At 67.6% G+C, this 22536-nt stretch carries 21 protein-coding genes; 11 read left to right on the top strand and 10 right to left on the bottom strand.

From position 1 onward, the window contains the following. Positions 1-108 precede the first annotated feature (108 nt). Positions 109-894, top strand: a complete 786-nt coding sequence (locus tag ACFC0O_RS19845; RefSeq protein WP_364648522.1) for an IclR family transcriptional regulator — start codon at positions 109-111, stop codon at positions 892-894. An 18-nt stretch (positions 895-912) separates the two neighbouring features. Here ACFC0O_RS19845 and ACFC0O_RS19840 read toward each other — a convergent pair whose 3' ends face one another. Continuing rightward, on the bottom strand, positions 913-1626 hold the full coding sequence (locus ACFC0O_RS19840) for a hypothetical protein (protein ID WP_375959800.1): 714 nt from the start codon (positions 1624-1626) through the stop codon (positions 913-915). A 100-nt stretch (positions 1627-1726) separates the two neighbouring features. On the opposite strand from ACFC0O_RS19840, the gene ACFC0O_RS19835 reads away from it, so the two are divergent. Together ACFC0O_RS19835 and ACFC0O_RS19830 are read left to right on the top strand one after the other, a co-directional pair. Further along, positions 1727-2617 (top strand): hypothetical protein, encoded by an 891-nt coding sequence (locus tag ACFC0O_RS19835; RefSeq protein ID WP_375959798.1) that lies wholly within the window; start codon positions 1727-1729, stop codon positions 2615-2617. 186 nt (positions 2618-2803) lie between these two features. Next, the gene (locus tag ACFC0O_RS19830; protein WP_375959795.1) at positions 2804-3508 is read left to right on the top strand and encodes a flavodoxin family protein; all 705 of its coding nucleotides are present in this window, start codon (positions 2804-2806) and stop codon (positions 3506-3508) included. Between the two features lie 25 nt (positions 3509-3533). Here the strand turns inward: ACFC0O_RS19830 and ACFC0O_RS19825 are convergent, their stop codons facing one another. Both ACFC0O_RS19825 and ACFC0O_RS19820 read right to left on the bottom strand, forming a co-directional pair. Beyond that, positions 3534-4154 carry an isochorismatase family protein gene (locus tag ACFC0O_RS19825; RefSeq protein WP_375959793.1) on the bottom strand — a complete coding sequence of 207 codons (621 nt, stop codon included), beginning with the start codon at positions 4152-4154 and terminating at the stop codon, positions 3534-3536. 11 nt (positions 4155-4165) lie between these two features. Continuing rightward, positions 4166-5380, bottom strand: a complete 1215-nt coding sequence (locus ACFC0O_RS19820; protein ID WP_375959791.1) for a CaiB/BaiF CoA transferase family protein — start codon at positions 5378-5380, stop codon at positions 4166-4168. Between the two features lie 78 nt (positions 5381-5458). Here ACFC0O_RS19820 and ACFC0O_RS19815 point away from each other — a divergent pair, with 78 nt between their 5' ends. After that, complete coding sequence (locus ACFC0O_RS19815; RefSeq protein ID WP_375959789.1) at positions 5459-6349, top strand: hydroxymethylglutaryl-CoA lyase; 891 nt, start codon at positions 5459-5461, stop codon at positions 6347-6349. A 48-nt stretch (positions 6350-6397) separates the two neighbouring features. Here the strand turns inward: ACFC0O_RS19815 and ACFC0O_RS19810 are convergent, their stop codons facing one another. From ACFC0O_RS19810 to ACFC0O_RS19795, 4 genes are all read right to left on the bottom strand, one after another. Next, entirely contained in the window at positions 6398-7369 is a 972-nt protein-coding gene (locus ACFC0O_RS19810) for a hypothetical protein (protein WP_375959787.1), read from the bottom strand. A gap of 190 nt (positions 7370-7559) precedes the next feature. After that, positions 7560-8987 carry an MmgE/PrpD family protein gene (locus tag ACFC0O_RS19805; protein WP_375959785.1) on the bottom strand — a complete coding sequence of 476 codons (1428 nt, stop codon included), beginning with the start codon at positions 8985-8987 and terminating at the stop codon, positions 7560-7562. After that, a complete protein-coding gene (locus tag ACFC0O_RS19800; protein ID WP_375959783.1) occupies positions 8984-9802 on the bottom strand; it encodes a cyclase family protein in 819 nt (272 codons plus the stop codon). The genes ACFC0O_RS19805 and ACFC0O_RS19800 overlap by 4 nt, the downstream gene beginning before the upstream one ends. Then, entirely contained in the window at positions 9799-10986 is a 1188-nt protein-coding gene (locus ACFC0O_RS19795; RefSeq protein ID WP_375959781.1) for a CaiB/BaiF CoA transferase family protein, read from the bottom strand. Before ACFC0O_RS19795 ends, ACFC0O_RS19800 begins: the two co-directional genes overlap by 4 nt. A 139-nt stretch (positions 10987-11125) precedes the next feature. On the opposite strand from ACFC0O_RS19795, the gene ACFC0O_RS19790 reads away from it, so the two are divergent. Continuing rightward, positions 11126-12616, top strand: coding sequence for a dihydroorotase family protein (locus ACFC0O_RS19790; protein ID WP_375959779.1), 1491 nt, complete (start codon positions 11126-11128; stop codon positions 12614-12616). Between the two features lie 111 nt (positions 12617-12727). Here ACFC0O_RS19790 and ACFC0O_RS19785 read toward each other — a convergent pair whose 3' ends face one another. After that, entirely contained in the window at positions 12728-13297 is a 570-nt protein-coding gene (locus ACFC0O_RS19785) for a MarR family winged helix-turn-helix transcriptional regulator (RefSeq protein WP_375959777.1), read from the bottom strand. A gap of 90 nt (positions 13298-13387) precedes the next feature. On the opposite strand from ACFC0O_RS19785, the gene ACFC0O_RS19780 reads away from it, so the two are divergent. The 3 genes from ACFC0O_RS19780 (at position 13388) to ACFC0O_RS19770 (ending at position 17520) form a co-directional block, all read left to right on the top strand. After that, a complete protein-coding gene (locus ACFC0O_RS19780) occupies positions 13388-15469 on the top strand; it encodes an MMPL family transporter (protein ID WP_375959775.1) in 2082 nt (693 codons plus the stop codon). A gap of 52 nt (positions 15470-15521) precedes the next feature. Next, a complete protein-coding gene (locus ACFC0O_RS19775) occupies positions 15522-16127 on the top strand; it encodes a lipocalin family protein (RefSeq protein ID WP_375959773.1) in 606 nt (201 codons plus the stop codon). 73 nt (positions 16128-16200) lie between these two features. Next, positions 16201-17520, top strand: coding sequence for a cryptochrome/photolyase family protein (locus tag ACFC0O_RS19770; RefSeq protein ID WP_375959771.1), 1320 nt, complete (start codon positions 16201-16203; stop codon positions 17518-17520). A 7-nt stretch (positions 17521-17527) separates the two neighbouring features. On the opposite strand, the gene ACFC0O_RS19765 is transcribed toward ACFC0O_RS19770, so the two are convergent. Then, a complete protein-coding gene (locus ACFC0O_RS19765; RefSeq protein WP_375959769.1) occupies positions 17528-18478 on the bottom strand; it encodes an SDR family NAD(P)-dependent oxidoreductase in 951 nt (316 codons plus the stop codon). Positions 18479-18671: 193 nt separating this feature from the next. Here ACFC0O_RS19765 and ACFC0O_RS19760 point away from each other — a divergent pair, with 193 nt between their 5' ends. Together ACFC0O_RS19760 and ACFC0O_RS19755 are read left to right on the top strand one after the other, a co-directional pair. Next, positions 18672-19076 carry a hypothetical protein gene (locus ACFC0O_RS19760; protein WP_375959767.1) on the top strand — a complete coding sequence of 135 codons (405 nt, stop codon included), beginning with the start codon at positions 18672-18674 and terminating at the stop codon, positions 19074-19076. Further along, complete coding sequence (locus ACFC0O_RS19755) at positions 19073-19945, top strand: MerR family transcriptional regulator (protein ID WP_375959765.1); 873 nt, start codon at positions 19073-19075, stop codon at positions 19943-19945. Before ACFC0O_RS19760 ends, ACFC0O_RS19755 begins: the two co-directional genes overlap by 4 nt. Before the next feature lie 217 nt (positions 19946-20162). Here ACFC0O_RS19755 and ACFC0O_RS19750 read toward each other — a convergent pair whose 3' ends face one another. Further along, positions 20163-21032 (bottom strand): MerR family transcriptional regulator, encoded by an 870-nt coding sequence (locus ACFC0O_RS19750; protein ID WP_375959763.1) that lies wholly within the window; start codon positions 21030-21032, stop codon positions 20163-20165. 40 nt (positions 21033-21072) lie between these two features. Between ACFC0O_RS19750 and ACFC0O_RS19745 the strand changes: the two genes are divergently transcribed. Further along, positions 21073-22530, top strand: coding sequence for an SDR family oxidoreductase (locus ACFC0O_RS19745; protein ID WP_375959761.1), 1458 nt, complete (start codon positions 21073-21075; stop codon positions 22528-22530). Positions 22531-22536: the final 6 nt, after the last annotated feature.

Raw genomic sequence — 22536 nt, 5'->3', positions numbered from 1 at the left:
GAGGCCGCGCAAGTGGGAACGGCGCTGTGACGCAGCGATTTCGGCGAATACATCAGGATTTCGACGGGCTGTTTCCCATGGGGAAATTCGGTGCCCTAAGCTGAGGGCGTGTCGGACACCGAGGCCGAGAACCAGAGTCGTTCCATCGCCGCCGTCGAACGGGCCATGGACGTGTTGTTGCTGTTCGGCCGCACCGGTCGTCCCGATCTCGGGGTCACCGAGATCGCCAATGAGCTCGGCCTGACCAAGGCCGCGGTGCACCGCATCCTCACCGCGCTGCGCAATCGCGAACTCATCACCCTGGAACCGACTTCGCGTCGCTACGCGCTGGGCCACGCGGCCATCGCGCTGGGGCGCGCCTATCTGGCCCGCACCGATCTGCGCGTGATGGCGGCCCCCGAACTGCGCCGCCTGGCCCCGCTCACCGGTGAAACCGCGACGCTGTCCATTCGGCGCGGCGATACCCGAATGTACGTGGATCAGGTTGTGCCGGACCAGGAATTGCGCATGGAGGTCGCGCTCGGAGTGCCGTATCCGCTGCACGCCGGGAGCTCGTCCAAGGTGATTCTGGCGAACCTGCGCAAGCAGGAGATCGACGAGTATCTGGACCGGCACGAGCTGACCCCGTTCACCGATGCCACCATCACCACCCCGCGCAAGCTGCGCACCGAACTGGCCGAGGTGCGCAAGCGCGGATACGCGATCTCGCTGGGGGAACGGCAGATCGGCGCGGCGTCGATCGCCGCGCCCGTGCTCGACCATGACGGCGGCGTGGTGGCGGCGATCAGCATTTGCGGCCCGCTCTCGCGGTTCGAGCCGAAGATGAAGGAGTACGTGCCGCTGCTGCAGAAGGCCGCGGCCGCGCTCTCGGCCCAATTGGGTTACACCGCTTAGCTTTCCGTATGTGCGAGCTCAGCCGCCCAGGTGCGCGCCGGGTTTGAACACGCCCAGCGCCGCCGCGGTGAGCACGCTGCCCCAGATGGCCCAGACGTATGGCAGACAGCCGTCCACGCTGCCGCGCAGGGTTCGCTCGACCTGAGCGGTGGAGCCGCTCGACATGAGCGTGCCGAAGGCGGGGCCGAAGGGGCGCAACGTCATTCGAATGCCGAGCCCGGCCGCGATGGCGATGGTGTACAGCAGGATTTTGCCGCCCAGCCACTTCGGATTCGTGGTGACGCCGAAGGGTTCGCTCGCCAGCAGGGTGTAGATCCCGGCCGCGGCCATGGCGACGATGACCGCGCACCGGATGGCGAGATCGGCGCGGTACACCACTGTGCGACTGCCGTGGGTGCGGTGCTGAATCACGGTGAGCGCCAACCAGATAGCGGCGAACAACCACACCGTGACCACGAGCCACCATGGGAACAGGTCGATCCCGAACAGTGACGCGCCGTGCGGATCCAATGCCATCAGGGTGATGCCGCTGGGCAGGAACAGCACCAGGCAGATCTTGGGGCCGAGATCGAGTCCGCTCATGATCGCCAGCGCGGTCGCGCGCGCGGGCGGGGTGAGATCCGGGTTGATAACGAACCTGCTCGAGTAGTAGACGCCCAGGTCGCCGCCCAGCCAGAACACGAACAACACCAGGTGCAACAGAATCCACCAGCCGTGTGGATGCGACCCCATGGGCGGGTCTCCGTTCTCTTGGGCGAAACGCTGTTTCGGAGTATGCTCCGCCGATAGTTTCACATCGAAACAGTGTTTCCACAAGCGAAACGGGAGACCCATGCGAGCCATCTCCGCGGCCGCCCTGTCCCTGCTCCTGCTCACCGCCGCACCCGCAAACGCCGACACCGACGGCGTTCGCCATACCGCGGCACATATCTCCTCCGACGACGCCACCATCTGGTATCCCGCGAACGCCGATCATCGGCTTCCGGTGGCCCTGTTCCTGCCCGGGGCCAATGTCGGACGCCAGTACTACAGCCAATTCGCTTCCGCCGTAGCCGATTACGGCTTCGTGGTGGTGGTCCCCGAGCGGTATCCGATGCCGATGGTCGACTACCGCCTGCCCAGCGAATTCCAATTATCCGATGTGCTCGCCTGGGCGCGCTCCCAAGCGTCGGACATCTCCTCCCCGATCGGTGCGATCATCGACCCCACCACCCTGGTTGTCGCCGGACACTCCTACGGCGGCGCCGCGGCCCTGTACGCCGCCGCCGACCGCTGCCAGGTGCCCTTCTGCCTGGGCTTGACCTACCGACATCCGCCGGAGCTCAAAGCCGTTGTCGGACACGGCACCAACACCACGATCGGCCCGGTGATCGACGCCGTCGCGGTCAGCGATATCCCGGTCATGTTCATCAACGGCACCCTGGACGGGGTCAGCGAGCCCGATGAGGCGCACCAGAGCTTCACCAGGCTCACCGGGGTCCCGGCGGCTGAATTCGTGAACCTCTTGGGCGCCAATCATTTCGGGCTCGCCGATGTCGACAATCCGCCCGGGGCCGCCCCCGATCCGCACCGGGAAACAGCACCGCGCGCGCAGACCATCGCCGCCGCTGCCCGCTGGACCGCCATGTGGTTCCTCGCGCAGTTGGGCAGCGAAGCCGCCCGCGACTACGTGTATCGGACGGGTCCGCGAGAGGATTCGGCTGTGACGGTGGAAATGCGGTGAGGTGGAGTCGTCGGGCTTGCCCTGATTCGGAAACGGTGACGAATCGCTGACAGACCGCCGGACAACGGCATTTTGAGCCGGGGCGGGGTCGAGAATCGCAGTGGTGACGGTGTGGGTGCCCTCGGCCCGGCCCCGCCCGGCTCATGCGTGACCCCCGATCGGACGACTACTGAAAGGTCCGCCGCGATGCCCGACTACAGCGATCTGCGCGCCCTGTTCATCAACTGCACCCTGAAACGGTCGCCGGACCGCAGCAATACTCAGGGCCTGATCGATCTCTCGGCCCACATCATGGCGAAGAACGGGGTTTCGGTATCGCATATCCGAGCCGTCGACTACGATATCGCCACGGGTGTCTGGCCCGATATGACCGAACACGGCTGGGCGAGCGACGAATGGCCGGCCCTGCAACGGCAGGTGATGGACGCGCACATCCTGGTGCTGGCGGGACCGATCTGGCTGGGCGACAACAGTTCGGTCATGAAGCAGGTCATCGAACGGCTCTACGCCAATTCCAGTGTGCTCAACGATGCCGGGCAGTACGCCTACTACGGTCGTGTCGGCGGCTGCCTGATCACCGGTAACGAGGACGGCATCAAACACTGCGCGATGAATGTGCTCTACAGCCTGCAGCACATCGGCTACTCCATCCCGCCGCAGGCGGATGCGGGCTGGATCGGTGAGGCCGGACCGGGACCGTCGTATCTGGATCCCGGATCCGGCGGGCCCGACAACGATTTCACCAACCGCAACACCACCTTCATGACCTGGAACCTCATGCATCTGGCGCGCATCCTCGTCGACGCGGGCGGCTTTCCCGCGCACGGCAACCAGCGCAGTGAATGGGACGCCGGTTGCCGTTTCGACTTCGAGAATCCCGAGTACCGCTGACCGCTCGGCCCGGCCCCGTGCCGGGCTAACGGATCAGGATGTCCAGTGCCGCAGCCAGATTCAGGACATCGGCGTACTTGGCGTTGAGGTCGTAGAGGTTGGCATCGTGCAGGCGGGGGTCGCGGTCGCCGCAGGCGTCGGCGACCACCAGCGGGCGGAAACCGTGCTGGAGGGCGTCGGTGGCGGTGGCTCGGACGCAGCCGCTGGTGGTGAGTCCGGTGATGAGCAGGGTGTCGATGCGGTCGGCGGTGAGGTTGGCGGCCAGCGGGGTGCCGTGGAAGGCGCTGGGGTACTGCTTGGTGATGATGGATTCGCCGGGCAGTGGGGCGGGGTCATCGATGAAGTCTCCCAACGGGTTTCCCTCCTCGAAGACCGCGAGCGTCGGTACCTTGCGGCGGAACAGTCCGCCCTCGGAGGTACCGGGCCGGTAGGCCACGCGGGTGAATATGACCGGAAAGCCGTTCGCGCGAGCGTGATTCACCAGCGTGGCCGCCGCCGCGACGGCGGCCTCCACCGGTGCGCGCAGCGGCGAATCATCGTCGAGGTAGGCGGCGCAGATATCGATCACCAGCACGGCGGGGTGATCGCCCGCGCCGAGCGGTGTTCCGTATCCCGCACGGCGGGCGTCTTCGGCGAGATCCTTCACGCCCATTCCCTTCAGACCACGCCGGTGCGGGCGAGTTCGGCGAGTTGGTCCGCGTCCAGGCCGAGCAGGGTGCCGTAGACCTCGGCATTGTGCTGTCCGAGATCCGGTCCCGCATGCCGGATCGCGCCGGGGGTGGCGCTGAGTTTGGGCACCACATTGTGCATCGGCAGATCACCGAGTTCGGGGTGGGTGATGCGCACGATCGCCTCGCGGGCCGCGAAATGCGGATCGGCGAACATATCTCGCGCGGTATAAATGCGACCGGCCGGAACACCGGCGGCGTGCAGCCGGTCCAGCAGCGTCTCGGCCGCGACGGTGCTGGTCCAGGCGGCGATCAAATCGTCGAGTTCGGCCATCCGGGCTCCCCGCGCGGTGTGGTTCGCATACCGTGCGTCCGATGCGAGTTCGGGACGGCCCATGAGTTCGGTCAACCGGGCGAATACCGTGTCCTGGTTGGCGGCGATGAGGATCATGTCACCGCTCGCGGTGGGATAGACATTGCTGGGCGCGACATTCGGCAGCACCGACCCGGTGCGCTCGCGCTGATATCCCGTGATCGCGTACTCCGGCAGCAGCGATTCCATCATGGCCAGCACCGCCTCGTAGATGGCCGAGTCCACCAGCTGGCCCTGACCGGTACGGGTGCGGTGATGCACCGCGACGAGCGTGCCGATGGTGGCGAAGACCGCCGCGAGCGAGTCGCCGAGCGAGATGCCGGTGCGGGCCGGGGCGCGATCGGGATCGCCCGTGGTGTACCGGATTCCGCCCATCGCCTCGCCGATGGAGCCGTATCCGGCGCGCGGTGCGTACGGTCCGGTCTGGCCGTATCCGCTCACCCGGACCATGATCAGGCCCGGATTGTGTTCGCGGAGAGCGTCATACCCCAGGCCCCAGCGCTCCATGGTGCCCGGCCGGAAATTCTCGATCACGATATCGGCCTCGGCGATCAGCTCGCGCGCCAGCCGCTGCCCCTGCGGATCGCGCAGATTGCACGTCACCGACTTCTTATTGCGCGCCACCACCGGCCACCACAGCGATTTGCCCTGTGCCTGTTCACGTCCCCACTGGCGCATGGGATCTCCCGAACCCGGGGACTCCAGTTTGATCACCTCGGCCCCGAAGTCGCCGAGCAACTGTCCGCAGAACGGCCCGGCCAGCAACTGGCCCATTTCCACGACCCGAAGGTCTGCCAAAGGTCCTGTGGCGGTGGTGGTTTCGGGTGGCATGCGGCGGCCCCTTCCGTGGCGAGAATGGATACACTGTATCCCTGAGTGAAACGGTGCGGCAAGATAGCAGGAGGAACCATGGGCGTCACGGTGGTCGAGGTAGCCCCGCGCGACGGCTTGCAGAATGAGTCCGAGATCATCGCGACCGCGGCCAAGGTGCGGTTGATCGAGCGTTCGATCGAGGCCGGACTGCGCCGTATCGAGGCGGTGAGTTTCGTGAATCCACAGCGGGTTCCGCAAATGGCCGACGCCGAAGCGGTGATGGCCGGGGCGCCCCGCGTGCCCGGGGTGTCCTATGCCGGGCTCGTGTTCAACGATCGCGGTCTCGATCGGGCGCTCGCCGCAGGTGTGGACGAAATCAATGTGGTCGTGGTGGCGACCGATACCTTCAGCCGTCGCAACCAGGGCTGTACCACCCAGGAAGGCATCGACCGCTGGACCGCGCTGGCCGAGCGGGCGGCGGCGGCCGGGCTGCGCCGCACCGTCACCATCGCCGCCGCGTTCGGCTGCCCGTTCGAGGGCGAGGTGCACCCCAGCGCGGTGCTGGACCTGGTCGAGAGCGTCGCGGCGGCGCACCCCGATGAGATCGCGCTCGCCGACACCATCGGCGTCGGCACCCCCGACCGAGTGCGCACGGCCGTGACCGGATCGATCGAACGCGCCCCCGGCATCCCACTGCGCTGCCACTTCCACAACACGCGAAATACCGGATACGCCAACGCCATTGCCGCCCTCGAGGCCGGTGCGCGCATACTCGACGCCAGCACCGGCGGAATCGGCGGCTGCCCCTTCGCCCCGGCGGCCACCGGCAATATCGCCACCGAGGACCTGCTCTACATGCTCGACCGCATGGGCGTCCGCACCGGGGTCACCATGGAGCAGGTGAGCGCGACCGGCCGCTGGCTCGGCGACCAACTCGGCACACCGGTACCCGCCCTGCTCGGCCGGGCGGGCGGATTTCCGGCCTGAGGCAAGGCCGTTCGCCCGGCCACACGCGGCCGGGCGAACGGGTCGTAATCAAGACAATGTCTGAATTGTTCCTGCGGTGCGCAGGCTTTCGTAGTATCCGCCGCCGGGGTAGTAATCCGCGGTGGTGGAGCCGCTGACGAAATCACCGGCCCAGGCGACCGAAAGCTTCTGCAATGCGTCGACGTTCTTGGCCTGCGGTGTGCCACAGGCGACCTTGTCGGGTGCGGGGGCGCTGGAACCCTCGACATCGATATGTGCGCCGCTGGTCAAGCGGACGCCCAGGAACGATCGGTGGATCTGATCGAGCAGGACTTTCGAGCCCGCGCCGTCCCGGTTGCAGGTGTAAGGCGGCGCGGTGATCGCCAGGATGGGCAATCCGGAGTTGTCCAGGTGATTGAGCGAGCTGCTCAGGTTATTGCCGATGAAGCTCTTCACCGGATCGAACAGGATCATCCCGCGCAGGTTCGCGAACGCGGACGCGTAGCTCGCCCGCAATTGCTGCGCGACATACGGCACCGCCTCACCTCCCGCCGAATGGCCCGCGAACACGATGGCGGTGGGCAGGGTCAGATCGGTGCGCCCCGCTTTGGCCTTGGCTTCGGTGAAACTGCGGCCCAGCTTGTCGTTGGCATCGGCGGCCTTGCCGAACAGGTCGGCGACATTGTGCAGGAAATCGGTGTTGTTGCCGAGGTTTTCGAGCGTGCAGCCGAGGATGTTGGCGGTGGGCAGGGTGGGCGCGAACACCAGGAAGCCCTGGGCGGCGAACTTGCGGGCCGAATCGTCCACCGAGTCATTGGAACTGGCGAAGCCGTGCTGCAGCCACAGCAGGGCCTTGGGGGTGCCGGCGGGGAAGTACCAGTCGCTGCTCTGGTGCAGGGTGCTGAACGCGCAGCGGATGTCGACCTTGTTGGAGACCTTCGTGATTGCCGCGTCAGCGTGGGCGGTGGGCGCGATCAGGGCGGGGAGGACGGTTGCGGCGGCGATGGAACATAACGCGGCCAGCGCTCTTCGGATTCTCAAGGGGACTGCCTTGTCTCTCATGGAGAAACGCTGTTTCGTTTCCCGCGCTCCATTAGCGGTCTGAAACATTCACAAGTCAATACCTGGATGTGCTGCGTCGATAATCGAATACTGTTGTGTCGCAACAGGTCAACGCGCACACCGATGGCCCGGCAACCGGAGCGGCCGGGCTGTGGCGAAAGGTCCGGGGTTAGCCCGAGACCTCCAGTTCATTGACCTCGAGCAGTGCCAGCAGCGCCGCGAATCGGCCGGGCGCGGCCAACTCGTAGACCGTCTCGGTGATGGCGTCGGCATGGGCGGTGGTCAACGTTCGTGCGGTGTTCAAGCGGAACTTGGTGGCGAGTTCTGATGCCGAGAGTGGGTTTCCGGGACCACCGCGATTGACGTCCACGCGTTCGGTGAGCGTGCGCCCGTCCCGTAGCCGGGCGGTGAGCACGGCTGGGAATTGGAACGGGAAGATTTGCTCGGCGCGGGCATCGGGAACGCATTCGACCTTGGCGGCCAGGGCGAGTCGTTGTGGATCCGCTGCCATGGCGTCGGTGAAATCCTCGTGGAAGAGGCCCAGTCCGCCGCCGCCCAGCAGGGCGGCGGCCACCGTGTATGGGCCGGAAAAGGCTGCGTGGTAGCCGGATTCGGGGCGGCGCTTGTGGTCGATGGGTTCGGCGATGGTGCGCAGGACGGGGGTTGGCGCGCCCAGGATCAGGCTGTCGACCTCGTCAGCGTGTACGCCGCGAGCGCGTAGGCGCAGCGCGGCGTCGATTCCCGCATGGGTGAAGTGATTGCAGGGATACGGTTTGAAGAAGACACCGGGCAGCTCCCAGCGTTCTCCGAGTTCGGCGGTGACGACATCCGGCGTCGCGTGATCTCCGCAAAAGGCTTGCAGCAGACCGAATCTGCCCTCGATGACCGTCGGCGGACCGGTCAGCCCGTGCCTTGCCAGTCCGGCCGCGGTGACCGCCGCGTGTGCCGCCCATCCGCAGTGCACCCGTTTCACGGTGCCGCCGGTGCGATTGGCTTCCAGTAGACCCGAACCCATACTCGACGCGATGCCGAGAGCGTGCGCGATACCGTTCGCATCGAGGTCGTACAGCATGGCCGCCGCGGCCGCCCCGCCGACCGCGCCGCAGATGGCGGTCGCGTGCTGACCGCGTTCGAAGAACACCGAATTGCCCAGTTCCCGGTCATATCCCGCCATACCGAGGCGCACGGTGACCTCCACGCCGACCGCGATCGCGTCCAGCAGCTCCGCGCCCGAAGCATCGGTGGCTTGGGCCACGGCCAGCGCCGTGGGGACCACGGTGGCGGAGGGATGCAGCACGGACGGCAGATGGGTGTCATCGAAATCCATTGCGTGCGCCAGGGTTCCGCCGAGCAGCGCCGCACTGGCGGCGGGAAATCCGCCGGGCTGCCCCAATGCGGTCGCCTGCGGCGTGCCCGCCCATTCCAGGACCAGCGCCCGCACCGCCGCCGCGGCGGGTGTGTGCAGCGCGGCGAAGCTGTTGCCCAGCACATCCAGGACCCGTCTGGTCGCGTCCCTGCGCAGCTCGGTGCCCACCCCGTTCAGACGTACGGTGACCGCGAAGTCCGCGAGCCGTTCAACGATCGTCGGAGCGCTCATCGGCTCACCGCCGCGAGCGGACGCACGGGCGATCCCGTGCCGCCGACGATGCGCAGCGGCGCGAGCACGAAGACGAACTCGTGCAGCCGCTGGGCCGCAAGCGCTTCCAGCGCGAGGTGTTCGAGGATGTAGATCCCCGACTCCACCAGCAGTACTCGATGCACCGGAAGCACGCTGTGCCCGGCTCCCGGCGCCAGGCATTCGTACGCGGTGGTATCAGCGCCGGTAGCGGAGATACCCTGTGCGGCAAGCCATTGCGCCCCGGCGATACCTACCCCCGGCACACCTGTCGCCGTACCCAGATAGGTGGGCGGATCGTCGAACCCCCGCGACCATCCGGTGCGAATGAGCACCACATCGCCCGATTCGACTCGTACCCCGGCGTATTCGGCCGCGCGCTCGAGATCTCGCACCGTGACCTCGTAGCCGCCGGGCAGGACGTCGGTGTCGTGCACCCCGGCGATATCGAGCAGGATGCCCCGGCACACGAACCCGGGCAGCTGTTCCGCGCCGTGTTCGGTGAATACCCCACCCTGTTGCGCGGCGAGGGCATCGACGCCGCCGTGCAGCATGCCGTTCTGGCTGACGTGGCTGAGCGCGTCGATATGGGTGCCCACATGCCCGCCGGTGACGATGATCTCGGCGGCGGCCGATCCGCCGTCCGGGCGAATCAGGTCACCGTGCCTGCGCGCCAGCGTCATTCGGAATCCGGGATGGTTCGGTGAACACGGCATACCGGTGAAGAACGGCTGACCCAGCTCGATCAACCGGACGCCGCCCTGCACCGCTCGCACCAGCGGGTCCGGCGCGCTCATCGCACCACTCCCGCCGCGCGCAGCTCGGCCAGTGCATCGGGATCCACCCCGTAGCGTCCCAGGACCTCGGCGGTGTGCGCGCCCAAAGGTGGTCCGGTCCAGCGGATTCGGCCCGGGGTGTCGGAGAGCCGGAACAGCACGTTCTGCATGCGCACCCGCCCCAGCTCCGCATCGGGCAGGTCGGCGATGGTGCCGAGCGCCCGATATTGCGGATCGTCCAGGACATCGGCGGCGGTGTAGACGGGGGCGATGGCGGCCTCGGCCTGCTCGAAGGCTTTCACGACCTCCGCGGTATCGCGCGCGGCGATCCATGCGCCGACCGCGGCGTCGAGTTCGTCCGCGTGCGAGGCTCTTTCGGCCCCCGAGCCGAACCACGGCTGTTCGATCAGATCGGGTCGCCCGACCAAGCGCAGCACTCGTTCGGCCACCGATTGCGCACTCGCCGAGACCGCCACCCACCCGCCGTCGGCGGTGCGATAGAGATTGCGGGGCGCGTTGTTCGAGGACCGGTTGCCCATCCGCGGTTGCAGTTCGCCGAGCTGGTCATAGGCGATGAGCTGGGGGCCGAGCAGGGTGAGAATGGGTTCGATAATGGCCAGATCGATCTGCTGGCCCAGTCCGGTGCGATCCCGCGCGCGCAATGCGGCCATGATGGCGAAAGCGGTTGCCTGCGCGGCGATTCCATCGGCCAAACCGAACGGCGGCAGCATGGGCGGTCCGTCGGGCTCGCCGGTGATGGCGGCGAATCCGCTCATCGCCTCGGCGAGCGTGCCGAATCCCGGACGCCGGGCGTAGGGCCCGATCTGCCCGAAGCCGGTGACCCGGGCCAGCACCAGGCCCGGATTGATCTCGCGCAGTTCGGAATAGCCCAGGCCCCAGCGTTCCAAGGTGCCCGGGCGGAAGTTCTCGACGAGGACATCCGCGTCGGCCACCATGCGCCGGAATATCTGCTGTCCGGGTGCGGATCCGAGGTAGAGCGTCACCGATTTCTTGCCGCGCCCCAGCATCTTCCACCACAGTCCCACGCCGTCGCGCTGCGCACCGTGGGTGCGCACCGGATCGCCGTCGGGGTGTTCGATCTTCACCACTTCCGCGCCGAAATCCGCCAGCAGGGTCGCCGCCAGCGGTCCGGCGAACAGCGTCGCCACATCCAGTACCCGGATTCCCGACAGTGGGCCGTCCATCGCTCAACTCCTACCCGCCGCAGCATGTTTCCCACAGCGAAACATGAAAGTGGGTGCGCGGCATTGACAGTCAGCGCATAGTACTGCGATGATCGCCCAATTGGTAAAGCTGTTTCGCACAGAGAAACTGGAGTGAGCCGTGGCGACCGACCTGCTGATCCGGAACGCCCGCGTCGTGTGCCCGGGCGACCCATCCACCGACAGCCCGCCGGCGGTCGATATCGCGGTCGCGGGCGGGGTCATCACCGCGGTGGGCGCACAGCTGCCGACCGCGGGTGCGGACAATGTGATCGACGCGCACGGGCTGCTGGCTTTTCCCGGAGTGGTTGACGCCCATCAGCATTGGGGTATCTACCAGGAACTGTCGGCAGACACTGATACCGAGAGTCGCGCCTGTGCCCAGGGCGGTGTCACCACCTCGATCACCTATATGCGCACCGGGCGCTACTACCTCAATCGCGGCGGGGCCTACCGGGACTTCGTGCCGGAGGTGCTGGCCGCGATGGCCGGGCGATCCTTCGTCGACCATGCCTTGCACCTGGCTCCGATGACCGCCGAGCACATCGCCGAAATACCCTCCCTGGTCGAGGATTTCGGCATCACCTCGTTCAAGATCTTCATGTTCTACGGTGGCCACGGCTTGCACGGCCGGTCCTCCGATCAGGCCGACTTCCTGATGATCCCGCCCACCGAACGCTACGACCTGGCGCACTTCGAATTCGTCATGCGCGCGATCCAGCACGCCCGCGCGAGCGTGGGCCGACACCTCTCGCTATCGCTGCACTGCGAGACCGCCGAGATCATGGCCGCCTATACCGAACTCGTCGAACGCGAGGGCACGCTCAGCGGTCTGCGGGCCTATAGCGCGTCGCGCCCGGCACATTCGGAGGGCTTGGCCATTACCACCGCGTCCTACCTCGCGCACGAAACCGGGTTGGCGAATATCAATCTGCTGCATCTGTCCTCGGCCAAGGCCGTCGAGGCAGCGCTCACCATGGCCGCGGCCTTCCCGCACGTCGACTTCCGTCGCGAGGTCACCATCGGGCACCTGCTGGCCGATGTCGATACCGCACACGGCCTGGGCGGCAAGGTGAATCCACCGCTGCGTGAGCGCGCGGATGTCGAAGCGCTGTGGCGGCATCTGCTGGCGGGGGACATCGACTGGGTCGTCAGCGATCACGCCTGCTGTCGCGACGAACAGAAATTCGGGCCCGATCGCGAGGATGTCTTCGCCGCCAAATCCGGGTTCGGCGGTGCGGAGTATCTGCTGCCCGGCCTGGTGGGGGAGGGGATGCGCCGCGGACTGCCGCTCTCGCGTATCGCCGAACTCACCGCGCGCAACCCGGCGCGGCGGTACGGACTGGTCGACAAGGGCGAGATCGCGGCCGGATTCGACGCGGACATCGTGCTGGTCGATCCGGACGCACGGTGGACCGTACGGGCCGTGGATTCCGAATCTGCCCAGGAATACACCCCTTTCGAGGGCTTCGAGATGCGCGCTCGTGTGGACAGCGTCTTTCTGCGAGGTCAACGCGTATATGGCGACGGCAAAGTGCAGGGTGATCCGCGCGGTCGCTACCTGCGGCGCGATCCGCGCGCCGACGGCCGTCGCGATCGCGTCCCGTCCTGAGTCGCATACCGCCTTTGCCGCGTCCGACGGTTCCTGAAGCAGTCATCCGCTCGTGAACTTCCGGCTGCATCTTCGGCATATCGACCGCGCCCCTGAGCCAGGTCAGCGAGCTCAGTCGCGGGGCGGGCGGTCGTGTTCGGGTGCGTCGGCCGCCTCGGCGGTTCGTGGGCCGGATGCCGGGGTGCCATCGAGTTCGTTGGAGAATTCGCGCAGGGCGCTCACTATCTGCACCATGGCGCGATGGGTCGTCTCCAGCTCATCCTCCGACAGCGATGACAGTGCGCTCCGCATGCGAGTGGCCAGCGGCATGAAAAACGCTGCGGCCACGGCCATTCCGTGATCGGTGTAGTGCAGTTTCACGCGCCGACGATCGGTGGCGTCCACGGCGCGTTCGAGGTGGCCGGACTCGATCATGCGTTCCACCAGGTAGGTGATCGCGGCGGGGGAGACGCCCGCCAGGGTGCCCAATTGCCCGGCGGTCAGCGGCGTGCCCTCGGCCTCCGCGGTCGCCACGTGGACCAGTGCGCGGAAATCATTGGGGCGCAGATCGTGTGAGCGCGCGAACGAGTGACCGATCTGCTCGGAGACCGCGGCAAGTGCGCGGACATCGCGGGCGATCTCGGTTTCGAGCGCGGAACGCTCGGTCGCCGGTGGGGGCGTACTCGCCGGGCGGTCGGCCACCGCTACCTCCTTCGTGGTCAGGTACCCAGCCTAGTGCCCCCGCGGGCTCGGTCTTTGCGCATTAGTTAAGTTTCTGAAATAGTTGCTCGCATGGGTGTATGGGATCGCTACGCGGACCTGGTCACCGGGCGCAGAGCGTGGGCCTTGCTGCTCGCGGTCGTGCTGTTCGGAGCGCTGATCATGGGCCTGGCCGGGAGTAACGACAGCTCGGGGCAGGGACCCAAGTCATTGCCGGATAGCGCGGAGTCCGCGCGTGTCGCCACCGCCGTCGAGCGGTTCCCGGGCGGTGACACCGCCGCCGCCGTGCTCGTGGCCAGTCGAGCCGACGGCGCGGAGCTGAGCCCCCAGGATCTCGCGGCGGTCGACGCGGCGGCGGATCGTATGCGTTCCGGTGGTGAGGGCGCACCGGCGGTGGTCTCGCCCGATCACAAGGCCGTGCTGGTCTCGGTGCCGGTACCGGCATCGCTGAGCGGGTTCGAGCTCTCCGATAAGGTCGCCGACCTGCGCGCGGCCGCGAATCGGGATGCACCGGCGCAGTTGGACTTTCAGGTCACCGGTGGTCCGGCCTTCGGGGCAGATATCGCCGAATCGTTCTCCGGGGCGAACGTGCTGCTGCTGGTGGTCACCGCGTTGGTGGTGATGGTGCTGCTCATCCTCACCTACCGCTCACCGGTGCTGTGGCTGCTGCCGCTGTCGGTGGTGGCGTTCGCGGATCGGGTCGCCACCGGGGTCGGCACCGCGCTGTCGCAGCTGACCGGACTCGCGTTCGACGGATCCACCAGCGGGATCACCAGTGTGCTCGTGTTCGGCGCGGGCACTAACTACGCGCTGCTGCTGGTGTCGCGGTATCGGGATGAGCTGCACCACAACGAGTCTCATCGAGACGCGTTGCGCGCCGCCGTCCGCCGGGCCGCGCCCGCGATTCTGGCCAGCAATGCCACCGTGGTGATGGCGCTACTGACCCTGCTGCTCGCCGCGCTCCCGAACACTCGCAGCCTCGGGGCCTTCGCCGCGGCGGGGTTGGTCGTGGCATTGGTGTTCGTGCTTTTCGCGCTGCCGCCGTTGCTGGCATTGTGCGGTCGAAAAGTGTTCTGGCCCTTCGTTCCCCGCCCCGATGGGCGTGATGAGGCGCAGTCCGGAGTCTGGTATTCGATCGCGCGCGGGGTGGTGCGGCGACCGGTGCTCGTGGTGGTGCCGGTGCTGGCCGCACTGCTGCTCTGCGCGAGCGGACTCCTGGTGACCAAGGTCGGGCTCGCGCAGACCGAGCAGTTCCGAGTGCGCGCGGAATCGGTGGACGGACTGGACACCCTGGCCGCTCACTTCCCTTCCGGCACATCCGATCCCGCTATCGTGCTGGCCCGTACCGATACGCGCGCCGCGGTTCAGGCCGCACTCGACCACACCGAGGGAGTCTCACGGGCGAGCGTCAGCGGTGACTCGGGCAGCGGGTTGACTCGATGGTCGGTGGTCCTGGACGCCCCGCCCGCGTCGGCCCAGGCGTTCACCACCATCGAAGCCCTGCGGTCCGAGCTGCGCGCCATCCCCGGCTCCGAGGCGATGGTCGGGGGTTCCGATGCCCAGGCGCTCGATATCCGGGATTCGGCTCGGCGCGATCAATTGCTGGTCATCCCACTGATTCTCGCGGTCATCCTGCTGGTGTTGCTCGCACTGCTGCGCGCGGTTCCGGCAGCGCTCATCCTGGTGGCGGTCACGGTGCTCAGTGCGCTGGCGGCGCTGGGTCTGGGCAGTCTGGTCAGTGACCACGTGTTCGGATTCCCCGCGCTCGACACCAATGTGCCCCTGTTCGGATTCCTGTTCCTGGTCGCGCTGGGTGTGGACTACACGATCTTCCTGGTCGTCCGGGCGCGCGAGGAAGCCGAGCGGCACGGGACCGTCGACGGCATGGTGCGCGCGGTTTCCTCCACCGGCGCGGTGATCACCAGCGCCGGAGTGGTGCTGGCCGCGGTCTTCTGCGTGCTCGGGGTGCTGCCACTGATCACCCTCACCCAGCTGGGCATCGTCGTCGGAATCGGCATTCTGCTCGACACCTTCGTCGTGCGCACGGTGGCGGTTCCCGCGTTGTTCGCCATTCTCGGCGACCGCATCTGGTGGCCCGGTACCCATCATTCGGACAGGTCCGGAAAGGAGGCCGAACCCGCAGTCGCGCACTGAACGAACCTTCGAGCTCGTCGGACGAGTACACCGCTAGGTAAGGACAAGCATCATGAATCGGAACCACTTACGAGTGCTGGCAACGACTTTCGCCGCCGCCGCGGCCGTATCCGTCGCTGGAATCATGCCTCTGGCGAACGCGCAATCCGATCAGCCGCAGCCGATCGCCTCGCTGGATCTGAGCCGGTACCTGGGTACCTGGTACCAATTGGCCGCAATGCCACAGTATTTCAACCTGGTCTGCGCCCGTGACACCCGCGCCGAATACGCGCTGGACGCACAAGGTGATGTGTCGGTGCACAATTCGTGCACCACCTGGACCGGCGGGCCGAACGAGATTCGCGGTACCGCCACCGTGACCGACCCCGTCACCAACGCGCAACTGCACGTCAGCTTCCCCGGGGTGCCCACCCAGGAGTCGCGCTACGGGTCACCCAACTACATCGTGACCGCGCTCGGCCAGGACTACTCGTGGGCGCTGGTCACGGATCCGAATCGCCTCTCGGGTTTCGTGCTCTCGCGCACCCCCGCCCTGGACCCCGCCCAGTGGAGCGATATCCGTGCCGCGATCACCTCGGCGGGGGAGAACACCTGCTGGTACCTCACCAGCCCCACCACCGGCGGACTCGAGACGCTCGCGCCGCTGTGCGCGGTCTGACCCGGACCTCCGGCGAGTGACTCGGCGACGGGTATTGCATCGATAGTGCATCGAATAGCGCTAGGGTGGAGGCATGAGCGCATCGATCGTGCTTTTCACCCGAGACCTGCGTGTGCACGACAACCCCGCCCTGGAAGCGGCATGCCGGGAGAGCGAGCAGGTGGTCCCCCTATTCGTGCTGGACGAGGACCTGCTCGCCAAGGTGTCCGACGCGCCCAACCGGCTACGGTTCCTGTACGCCGCGCTCGGTGAGCTCGACGCCGAATTGCGTTCTCGCGGTGGACAATTGGTGGTGCGTCGCGGCAATGTCGTCGATGAGGTCGAGCGGCTCGCGGCACAGGTGAAAGCCCCGAGCGTGCATATGGCGGCCGATGTCACCCGCTACAGCGTGAAGCGGGGGACAGCGCTGCGGGAACGGTTGTCCCGCAACGGTTGTGCGCTGCACGACCACCCCGCCTCCATCACCGCGGTGGACACCGCCACACTGCGACCCGACACCGGGCGCAGCCACTACGCCATCTTCAGCCCGTACTTCCGGCGCTGGCTGGACACCCCGATGCGGCGACCGCTGACCCCACCGGCCGCCATTCGGGTACCGAAGGTCGCTAGCGAGCCGATTCCGGATCCCACCACGGTCGAGGGCGGATCGCCCGACCTCGCCCTCGGCGGGGAGAGCACTGGACGGAAACTGCTGGAACAGTGGCTTTCCGGTCCGGTGCGCGAGTACGCGGACGTCAAGGACATCCCGTCGGTCGACGGCACCTCCGGGCTGTCGCCGTACCTGCATTTCGGTTGCCTGTCCGCGGGTGAAATCGCCTTCCGGACCGATGCGTCCGACCCGGGCGGCAATGCCTTCGTGCGGCAGGTGGCCTGGCGCGATTTCTACCATCAGGTGCTCGCCGACCGCCCCGAAGTGGCCATCGACGACTATCGCGAGACGAACGAGCCGTGGCGCAACGATCCACACGCGGTCGCGGCCTGGCAGGCCGGCCGGACCGGAATTCCGATGGTCGACGCCGGCATGCGCCAGCTCACCGCGACCGGCTTGATGCCCGGTCGTTCCCGGCTGATCGCCGCCAGCTTCCTGGTCAAGACCATGCGCGTGGATTGGCGTATCGGCGCGGGCTACTTCGAGCAGTGGCTGGTGGACGGCGATGTGGCCAACAACCGGATGAACTGGCAGTGGATGGCCGGAACCGGCACCGATACGCGATCGAGCCGGGTGCTCAATCCACTGCGCCAGGCCGAGCGCTTCGACCCCGAGGGTGACTATGTGCGGCGCTGGCTCCCGGAACTGGCGGATCTGCCGGGTGCGGAGATCCACAAACCATGGCGCGCGGGCATGCTCGCCGGGGACTATCCGCCGCCGATCGTCGAATTCAACGGTATGTGAACGGGATTCATCGCTCCGGGAGTCCGGCGACGGCCGCGCAGTAGCGCCACAGGCGCTCGCGGTCGGCGTCGGATTCGCGGGTGCGGCGCAGATAATGCTCGGGCCGGGCGCGCCGGTCATGCCAGAACCGCCCGGAGGGAACCTCGGTCGCGGCCAGCCAGATCGCGGTGTCCGCGCCCTCGGCCGGGGTGCGCAGCAGCGGCCGGGTCAGGGTGCGAAAACGCGGCAGCGAGGTGGCCACGCCCGGGGTGTCCACCCAGCCCGGATGCATGCCGTGCACCGAAATGCCCTCGGCCGCATAGCGATCGGAGAGTTTCGGGAGCAGGGCCACCTGCATGCGTTTGGTGCGCGCGTACGCGGTCGCACCGCGGTATTCGCCCGTCTTGTATTCGAAATCCTCGGTGGGCAGGGGCTGGGTGTACATCCCGCCGGAGGACACCAGGATCACCCGGCCGCCCGCCATGACCGGTGCGAGTCGTTCGGTCAACAGCAGCGGCCCCAGAACGTGGGTGGCCAGGCAGATCTCATGGCCCTGCGGGCTTTCCGTGCGCGTCGCGGGCAGCACACCCGCATTGTGCACCAGGACGTCCAGGTGCTCGTTGCGCTCGGCGAAGTCCGTGGCGAACCGGTGTACATCGGCCAGATCGGAGATATCGCAGCGTTCGACGCGGGGCTGCGGACCGGATCCGGCCGCCGCGATCTCGGCCGCCGCCTCCGCACCCCGCTGCTCATCCCTGACCAGCAGCGTGACCGCGGCCCCGAGTTCGGCCAACCCGGCCGCGATGGCCTTGCCGATGCCCGAGTTCGCGCCGGTGACCATCGCGGTCCGCCCGCGCAACGCCTGCGGCGGCAGCGGTGGCCAGGTTCGGCTGCGCAGCGCGAATCCGGTTCGGCCGTACCCGAGCACCACGGTGCGATCGAGCACGTCGTCGACAACGGTTCGGACGTCAATGGTCATTGGTCAGCTCTTCCGAGGTTCGCGTGGAGCGCAGGCTGCGAGGCGATGGGAATGCGGCGCCGCGATTGCATCGAATATGCATCGATTCAATGATAGCGTCGAAAGTGCCAACCCGGCAGCACCGAGCGCTCGACGGCGGAGGATCAATGAACGTCAACCCGGTCAGCAGCGGTCGATCCACCGAGCCCGGCCGATGAATCCCACCGCTCCCGGACGGATTCTCGGGGTCGTCACCGCGGCCTACGGTGCCGCCGTGGCGGTGCGACCGGCGATACTGCTGCGTCCCACCGGTTTGGGCATCGGCGACGAGCCGGAGCTGCGCGTTTTGGCTCGAATGGTCGGCCTGCGTGATCTGGCCTCGGGTCTGGCTCTCGCGGCAGCCTCGACGCCGCGTGCTCGCACCGTGGCCGCACTGGTGCGCATCGCCTCCGATACCGCGGACACGGCCGTATTCGCCCGTGCGCTCGCCGGACGTCCCGAACGCGCCAAAACCCTTGCGGTGACCAGCCTGTGGGGACTGTTGAGCGCGGCCGCGCTGCGCTACGAACAGCGTGGACATCGGGGTGCGGTGATCCCCACGGCGGCGCATCTGCCATGACCGGCGCGCCGGAGGCAGCGGGGAGCGCGGAGTTGGCGGAATTCACCGTCGGCGCGGTCGCGCGCCGCCTGGGCATTCCGGTTGCCACACTGCGCAGTTGGAATCGGCGCTACGGTATCGGCCCCACCCGGCTACCCGGTCGACACCGCCACTACACCGCCGCCGACCTCGCCGCGTTGAGCAGGATGGTCGAGCTGATCCGCGCGGGTGCGAGTCCCGCCAGCGCCGCCAAGGCCGGACGCCTGGTGCTCGAGCCGACTCCCGAACTCGGCGCGGTCGATCCGGTGGTGGCCGCCGCCGAAGCCATGGACGTCGCTCGCCTGCTACATCTGCTCGACGCGCACCTCGCTCATCACGGTGTGATCGCCACCTGGAATCGCCTGTGCCGCCCCGCATTCGCGCGGATCGTCGACCATCAACACCGGGGCGACGGATACATCGATGTCGAGCACCTGCTGTCCTGGGCGCTCACCACGAGCCTGCATCGCTGCGTGCCCGCCGTGGCCGCGCCGGGCGGGCAGGTGGATATCGTGCTGGCCTGCACTCCCGGCGAACAGCACGTGCTTCCCCTCGAGGTGCTGCGTGCCGCACTGGCCGAGAATCGCCGCCCCGCACTGCTGTTGGGCGCGAATGTACCCACTTCCGCCCTGGCACAAGCCCTCTCGCGATACCCGGAACCGCCGACGGTGCTGCTGTGGTCGCAATCGGCTCGGACCGCCTCGGTTGCCTCGGTGCATGCGTCCGAGCTCGGCCGGTGCGAGGTCCTGCTGGCAGGCCCCGGCTGGGCGATGTCGGCGGCCGTCCCCGAGCGATACGTCCTGCGCACACTCGAGGAAGCGGTCGAGGTGTTGTGCGGTGAGACCTCATGATCCCCACCGGGACTCGCCCATGACGAGGCCGACACGGGGCCAGGTTGCCGCCGATGGTGCGGCGAGCGCCGCCCGGCCGAAGCCGCCCGGGCAGGGTGGGCGGTGGCTACTCCCTGGGGTGCGGCCCCGGGTGGGTGCGATCTCTATGACGACAGGGCTACCCGCGATGCCGCCCGGGCTGTGCGCGATGACTGGCCTGCCTGCGATGACGTCCGGCTTAGACGCGGACGTTGTGGTCCTCGCGCACACCCAGGTGGGTGAGGGCCTCGGCCAGGGTGGTGACGCGGTGCGCCGAATCGGGCAGGAGCAGGCCATCCCAGCCCGGCCCGCCGACGTGGACCCGCGCACCGGCCGCGGCGCAGGTGCGCACCGCGGAGGTGAGCGCGGTCGCCTCCTGCTGCGACCACAGCAGCACCGTGGCGGGGGCGCGCAGTCGATTCAGCGTGTCGGACAGGGCGATCGAGGGCACATCGGGTCCGAGCATGCGCGCGCCGATACCCTGTTCGGCCAGCGCGGCCCGCAGCACTTCCAGTGGCAGCGAATGGGTTTCACCGCTGGTGCAGGCCAGCACGATCGGCACGGACTCATCGATCGCGGCGGGAGCCACCGCTCGATGCAGGGCCGTCACCACGCACCAGGACAGCAGATGCTCCACATCCACGCAGCCCTCGCCGTCGATCTGCCGGTCCACGATTCCCGCGAATACCGGGCGGCACAGGCGATCCCAGGTGTCGACGACCCCGTATTCGCGCAGATGGTTCTCCAGCAGTCCGCATGCCGTACTCGAATCGAGCGCGAAGGCCGCCGACAGCAGGGTCGCCTGATCGCCGAAGGACAATACGGGCCTGCGCACGGCTTCCGCTGCGGCGGCGGGCGTGGATCCCGCCCGGATGAGGTCGACCATTCGCGTCAGCGCGGCGATATCGCTTTCGGAGTAGAGCCGATGCCGTCCGGGCCGATCCTGGCGCGGCCCGATCCCGTAGCGCCGATTCCAACTGCGCAGCGTCGCGGTGGGGATGTCCAGCCTTTCCGCGACCGCGCGGACCGAGAGCTCGGTCGGTTCGGGCGCGGACATCGGGCGGTGCATGTCTTGATTGTGCCTGTTCGCGATCGAAAGGAGTGATCACGTGCGGTGTGTGGTTTTCGGGGCGACCGGCTATATCGGCGGCAGATTGGTGCCGGAGTTGCTCGCCGCCGGTCATGAGGTACGCGTATTCGCCCGGGACCCGGGCAAACTCGACGACGCGCCGTGGCGCGATCAGGTCTCGGTGAGCAAGGGCGATGTCATGCGCGCCGAGGACGTCCGGGCCGCCGTGGCGGATCAGGAGGTTCTCTACTATCTGGTGCATTCGCTGACCCGGTCCGATTTCGCCGACGTCGACCGTGACGCGGCGAAAATCGTTGCCGCCGAAGCCGACCGCGCCGAACTGGCCCGGATCGTCTACCTGGGCGGGATCACCCCGGCCGGGCAGGACCTGTCCCGGCATCTGGCCTCGCGTGCCGAGGTCGGTCAGATCTTCCTGGATTGCGCCACCCCGGCGGTGGTGCTGCGAGCGGCGGTCATCATCGGTTCGGGCTCGGCGAGTTTCGAGATGCTGCGCTATCTCACCGAGCGGTTGCCGGTGATGGTGACGCCGCGCTGGGTGCGCAATCGCATTCAGCCCATCGCGGTGCGCGATGTCATCTACTACCTGACCGCCGCCGCCGAGCTACCGCGAACGGTCAACGACGCCTTCGATATCGGCGGTCCGGACGTGCTCACCTACCTGGGCATGATGCGCGGCTACAGCGAGGTCGCCGAACTGCCGCACCGGCTGATCATGCCGGTCCCGGTGCTGACACCGTGGCTGTCGGCGCAATGGGTGAATCTGGTGACCCCGGTGCCCCGGTCGATCGCCGTACCGCTGATGGAATCGCTGGTCAACGATGTCGTCTGCGCCGATCATCGGATCGCGCAATGGATTCCCGATCCGCCGGGCGGTCTCACGCCGTATCCGCGCGCGGTGAGCCTGGCGCTGGAACGGATTCGAACCCTGGACGTCCCGACCCGCTGGTCCGATGCCAGCCCCTCGGACGCACCGTCGAACCCGTTGCCGACCGATCCGGAATGGTCCGGCGGTTCGGCGTATTCCGATGTCCGCGAACAGGATTCCACCGCTGATCCGGCGACGCTGTGGTCGGTGCTGGAATCGATCGGCGGTGTCAACGGCTGGTATTCGTTCCCCCTGGCCTGGGCACTACGCGGCTGGATCGATCGCCTGGTGGGCGGTGCGGGTCTGCGGCGCGGTCGGCGGCATCCGAATCTGCTGCGCGAGGGCGACGCCCTGGATTGGTGGCGCGTGGAAAGCCTCGAGCGCGGCCATCGCCTGCTGCTGCGCGCGGAAATGCGCGTGCCCGGCCGCGCGTGGCTGGAATTGACCGTGACCCCACGGGTGGGCGGCGGCTCACACTACCGCCAGCGCGCGCTGTTCGAACCGCACGGATTGGCTGGGCATCTTTACTGGCACGCCATTGCGCCGTTTCATACCGTCATCTTCGGCGGCATGGTTCGAAATATCACCGGTGCTGCCGAAAAGCCCGCGTAAACAGCC

This window comes from Nocardia sp. NPDC056100, assembly GCF_042266325.1.
In the GTDB taxonomy this organism is placed as follows: Bacteria; Actinomycetota; Actinomycetes; order Mycobacteriales; family Mycobacteriaceae; genus Nocardia.
The sequence above is the reverse complement of the archived record's forward strand: the minus strand, read 5'-3'. Positions and strand labels throughout refer to the sequence as shown.

What these genes read in the sequence shown, in the direction of transcription:
- ACFC0O_RS19840 (WP_375959800.1), bottom strand. Translation starts at nt 1,626, where the DNA reads ATGGGGTCGCATCCACACGGCTGGTGGATTCTGTTGCACCTGGTGTTG.
- ACFC0O_RS19835 (WP_375959798.1), top strand. Translation starts at nt 1,727, where the DNA reads ATGCGAGCCATCTCCGCGGCCGCCCTGTCCCTGCTCCTGCTCACCGCC.
- ACFC0O_RS19830 (WP_375959795.1), top strand. Translation starts at nt 2,804, where the DNA reads ATGCCCGACTACAGCGATCTGCGCGCCCTGTTCATCAACTGCACCCTG.
- ACFC0O_RS19820 (WP_375959791.1), bottom strand. Translation starts at nt 5,380, where the DNA reads ATGCCACCCGAAACCACCACCGCCACAGGACCTTTGGCAGACCTTCGG.
- ACFC0O_RS19815 (WP_375959789.1), top strand. Translation starts at nt 5,459, where the DNA reads ATGGGCGTCACGGTGGTCGAGGTAGCCCCGCGCGACGGCTTGCAGAAT.
- ACFC0O_RS19805 (WP_375959785.1), bottom strand. Translation starts at nt 8,987, where the DNA reads ATGAGCGCTCCGACGATCGTTGAACGGCTCGCGGACTTCGCGGTCACC.
- ACFC0O_RS19800 (WP_375959783.1), bottom strand. Translation starts at nt 9,802, where the DNA reads ATGAGCGCGCCGGACCCGCTGGTGCGAGCGGTGCAGGGCGGCGTCCGG.
- ACFC0O_RS19795 (WP_375959781.1), bottom strand. Translation starts at nt 10,986, where the DNA reads ATGGACGGCCCACTGTCGGGAATCCGGGTACTGGATGTGGCGACGCTG.
- ACFC0O_RS19780 (WP_375959775.1), top strand. Translation starts at nt 13,388, where the DNA reads ATGGGTGTATGGGATCGCTACGCGGACCTGGTCACCGGGCGCAGAGCG.
- ACFC0O_RS19775 (WP_375959773.1), top strand. Translation starts at nt 15,522, where the DNA reads ATGAATCGGAACCACTTACGAGTGCTGGCAACGACTTTCGCCGCCGCC.
- ACFC0O_RS19770 (WP_375959771.1), top strand. Translation starts at nt 16,201, where the DNA reads ATGAGCGCATCGATCGTGCTTTTCACCCGAGACCTGCGTGTGCACGAC.
- ACFC0O_RS19765 (WP_375959769.1), bottom strand. Translation starts at nt 18,478, where the DNA reads ATGACCATTGACGTCCGAACCGTTGTCGACGACGTGCTCGATCGCACC.
- ACFC0O_RS19760 (WP_375959767.1), top strand. Translation starts at nt 18,672, where the DNA reads ATGAATCCCACCGCTCCCGGACGGATTCTCGGGGTCGTCACCGCGGCC.
- ACFC0O_RS19755 (WP_375959765.1), top strand. Translation starts at nt 19,073, where the DNA reads ATGACCGGCGCGCCGGAGGCAGCGGGGAGCGCGGAGTTGGCGGAATTC.
- ACFC0O_RS19750 (WP_375959763.1), bottom strand. Translation starts at nt 21,032, where the DNA reads ATGCACCGCCCGATGTCCGCGCCCGAACCGACCGAGCTCTCGGTCCGC.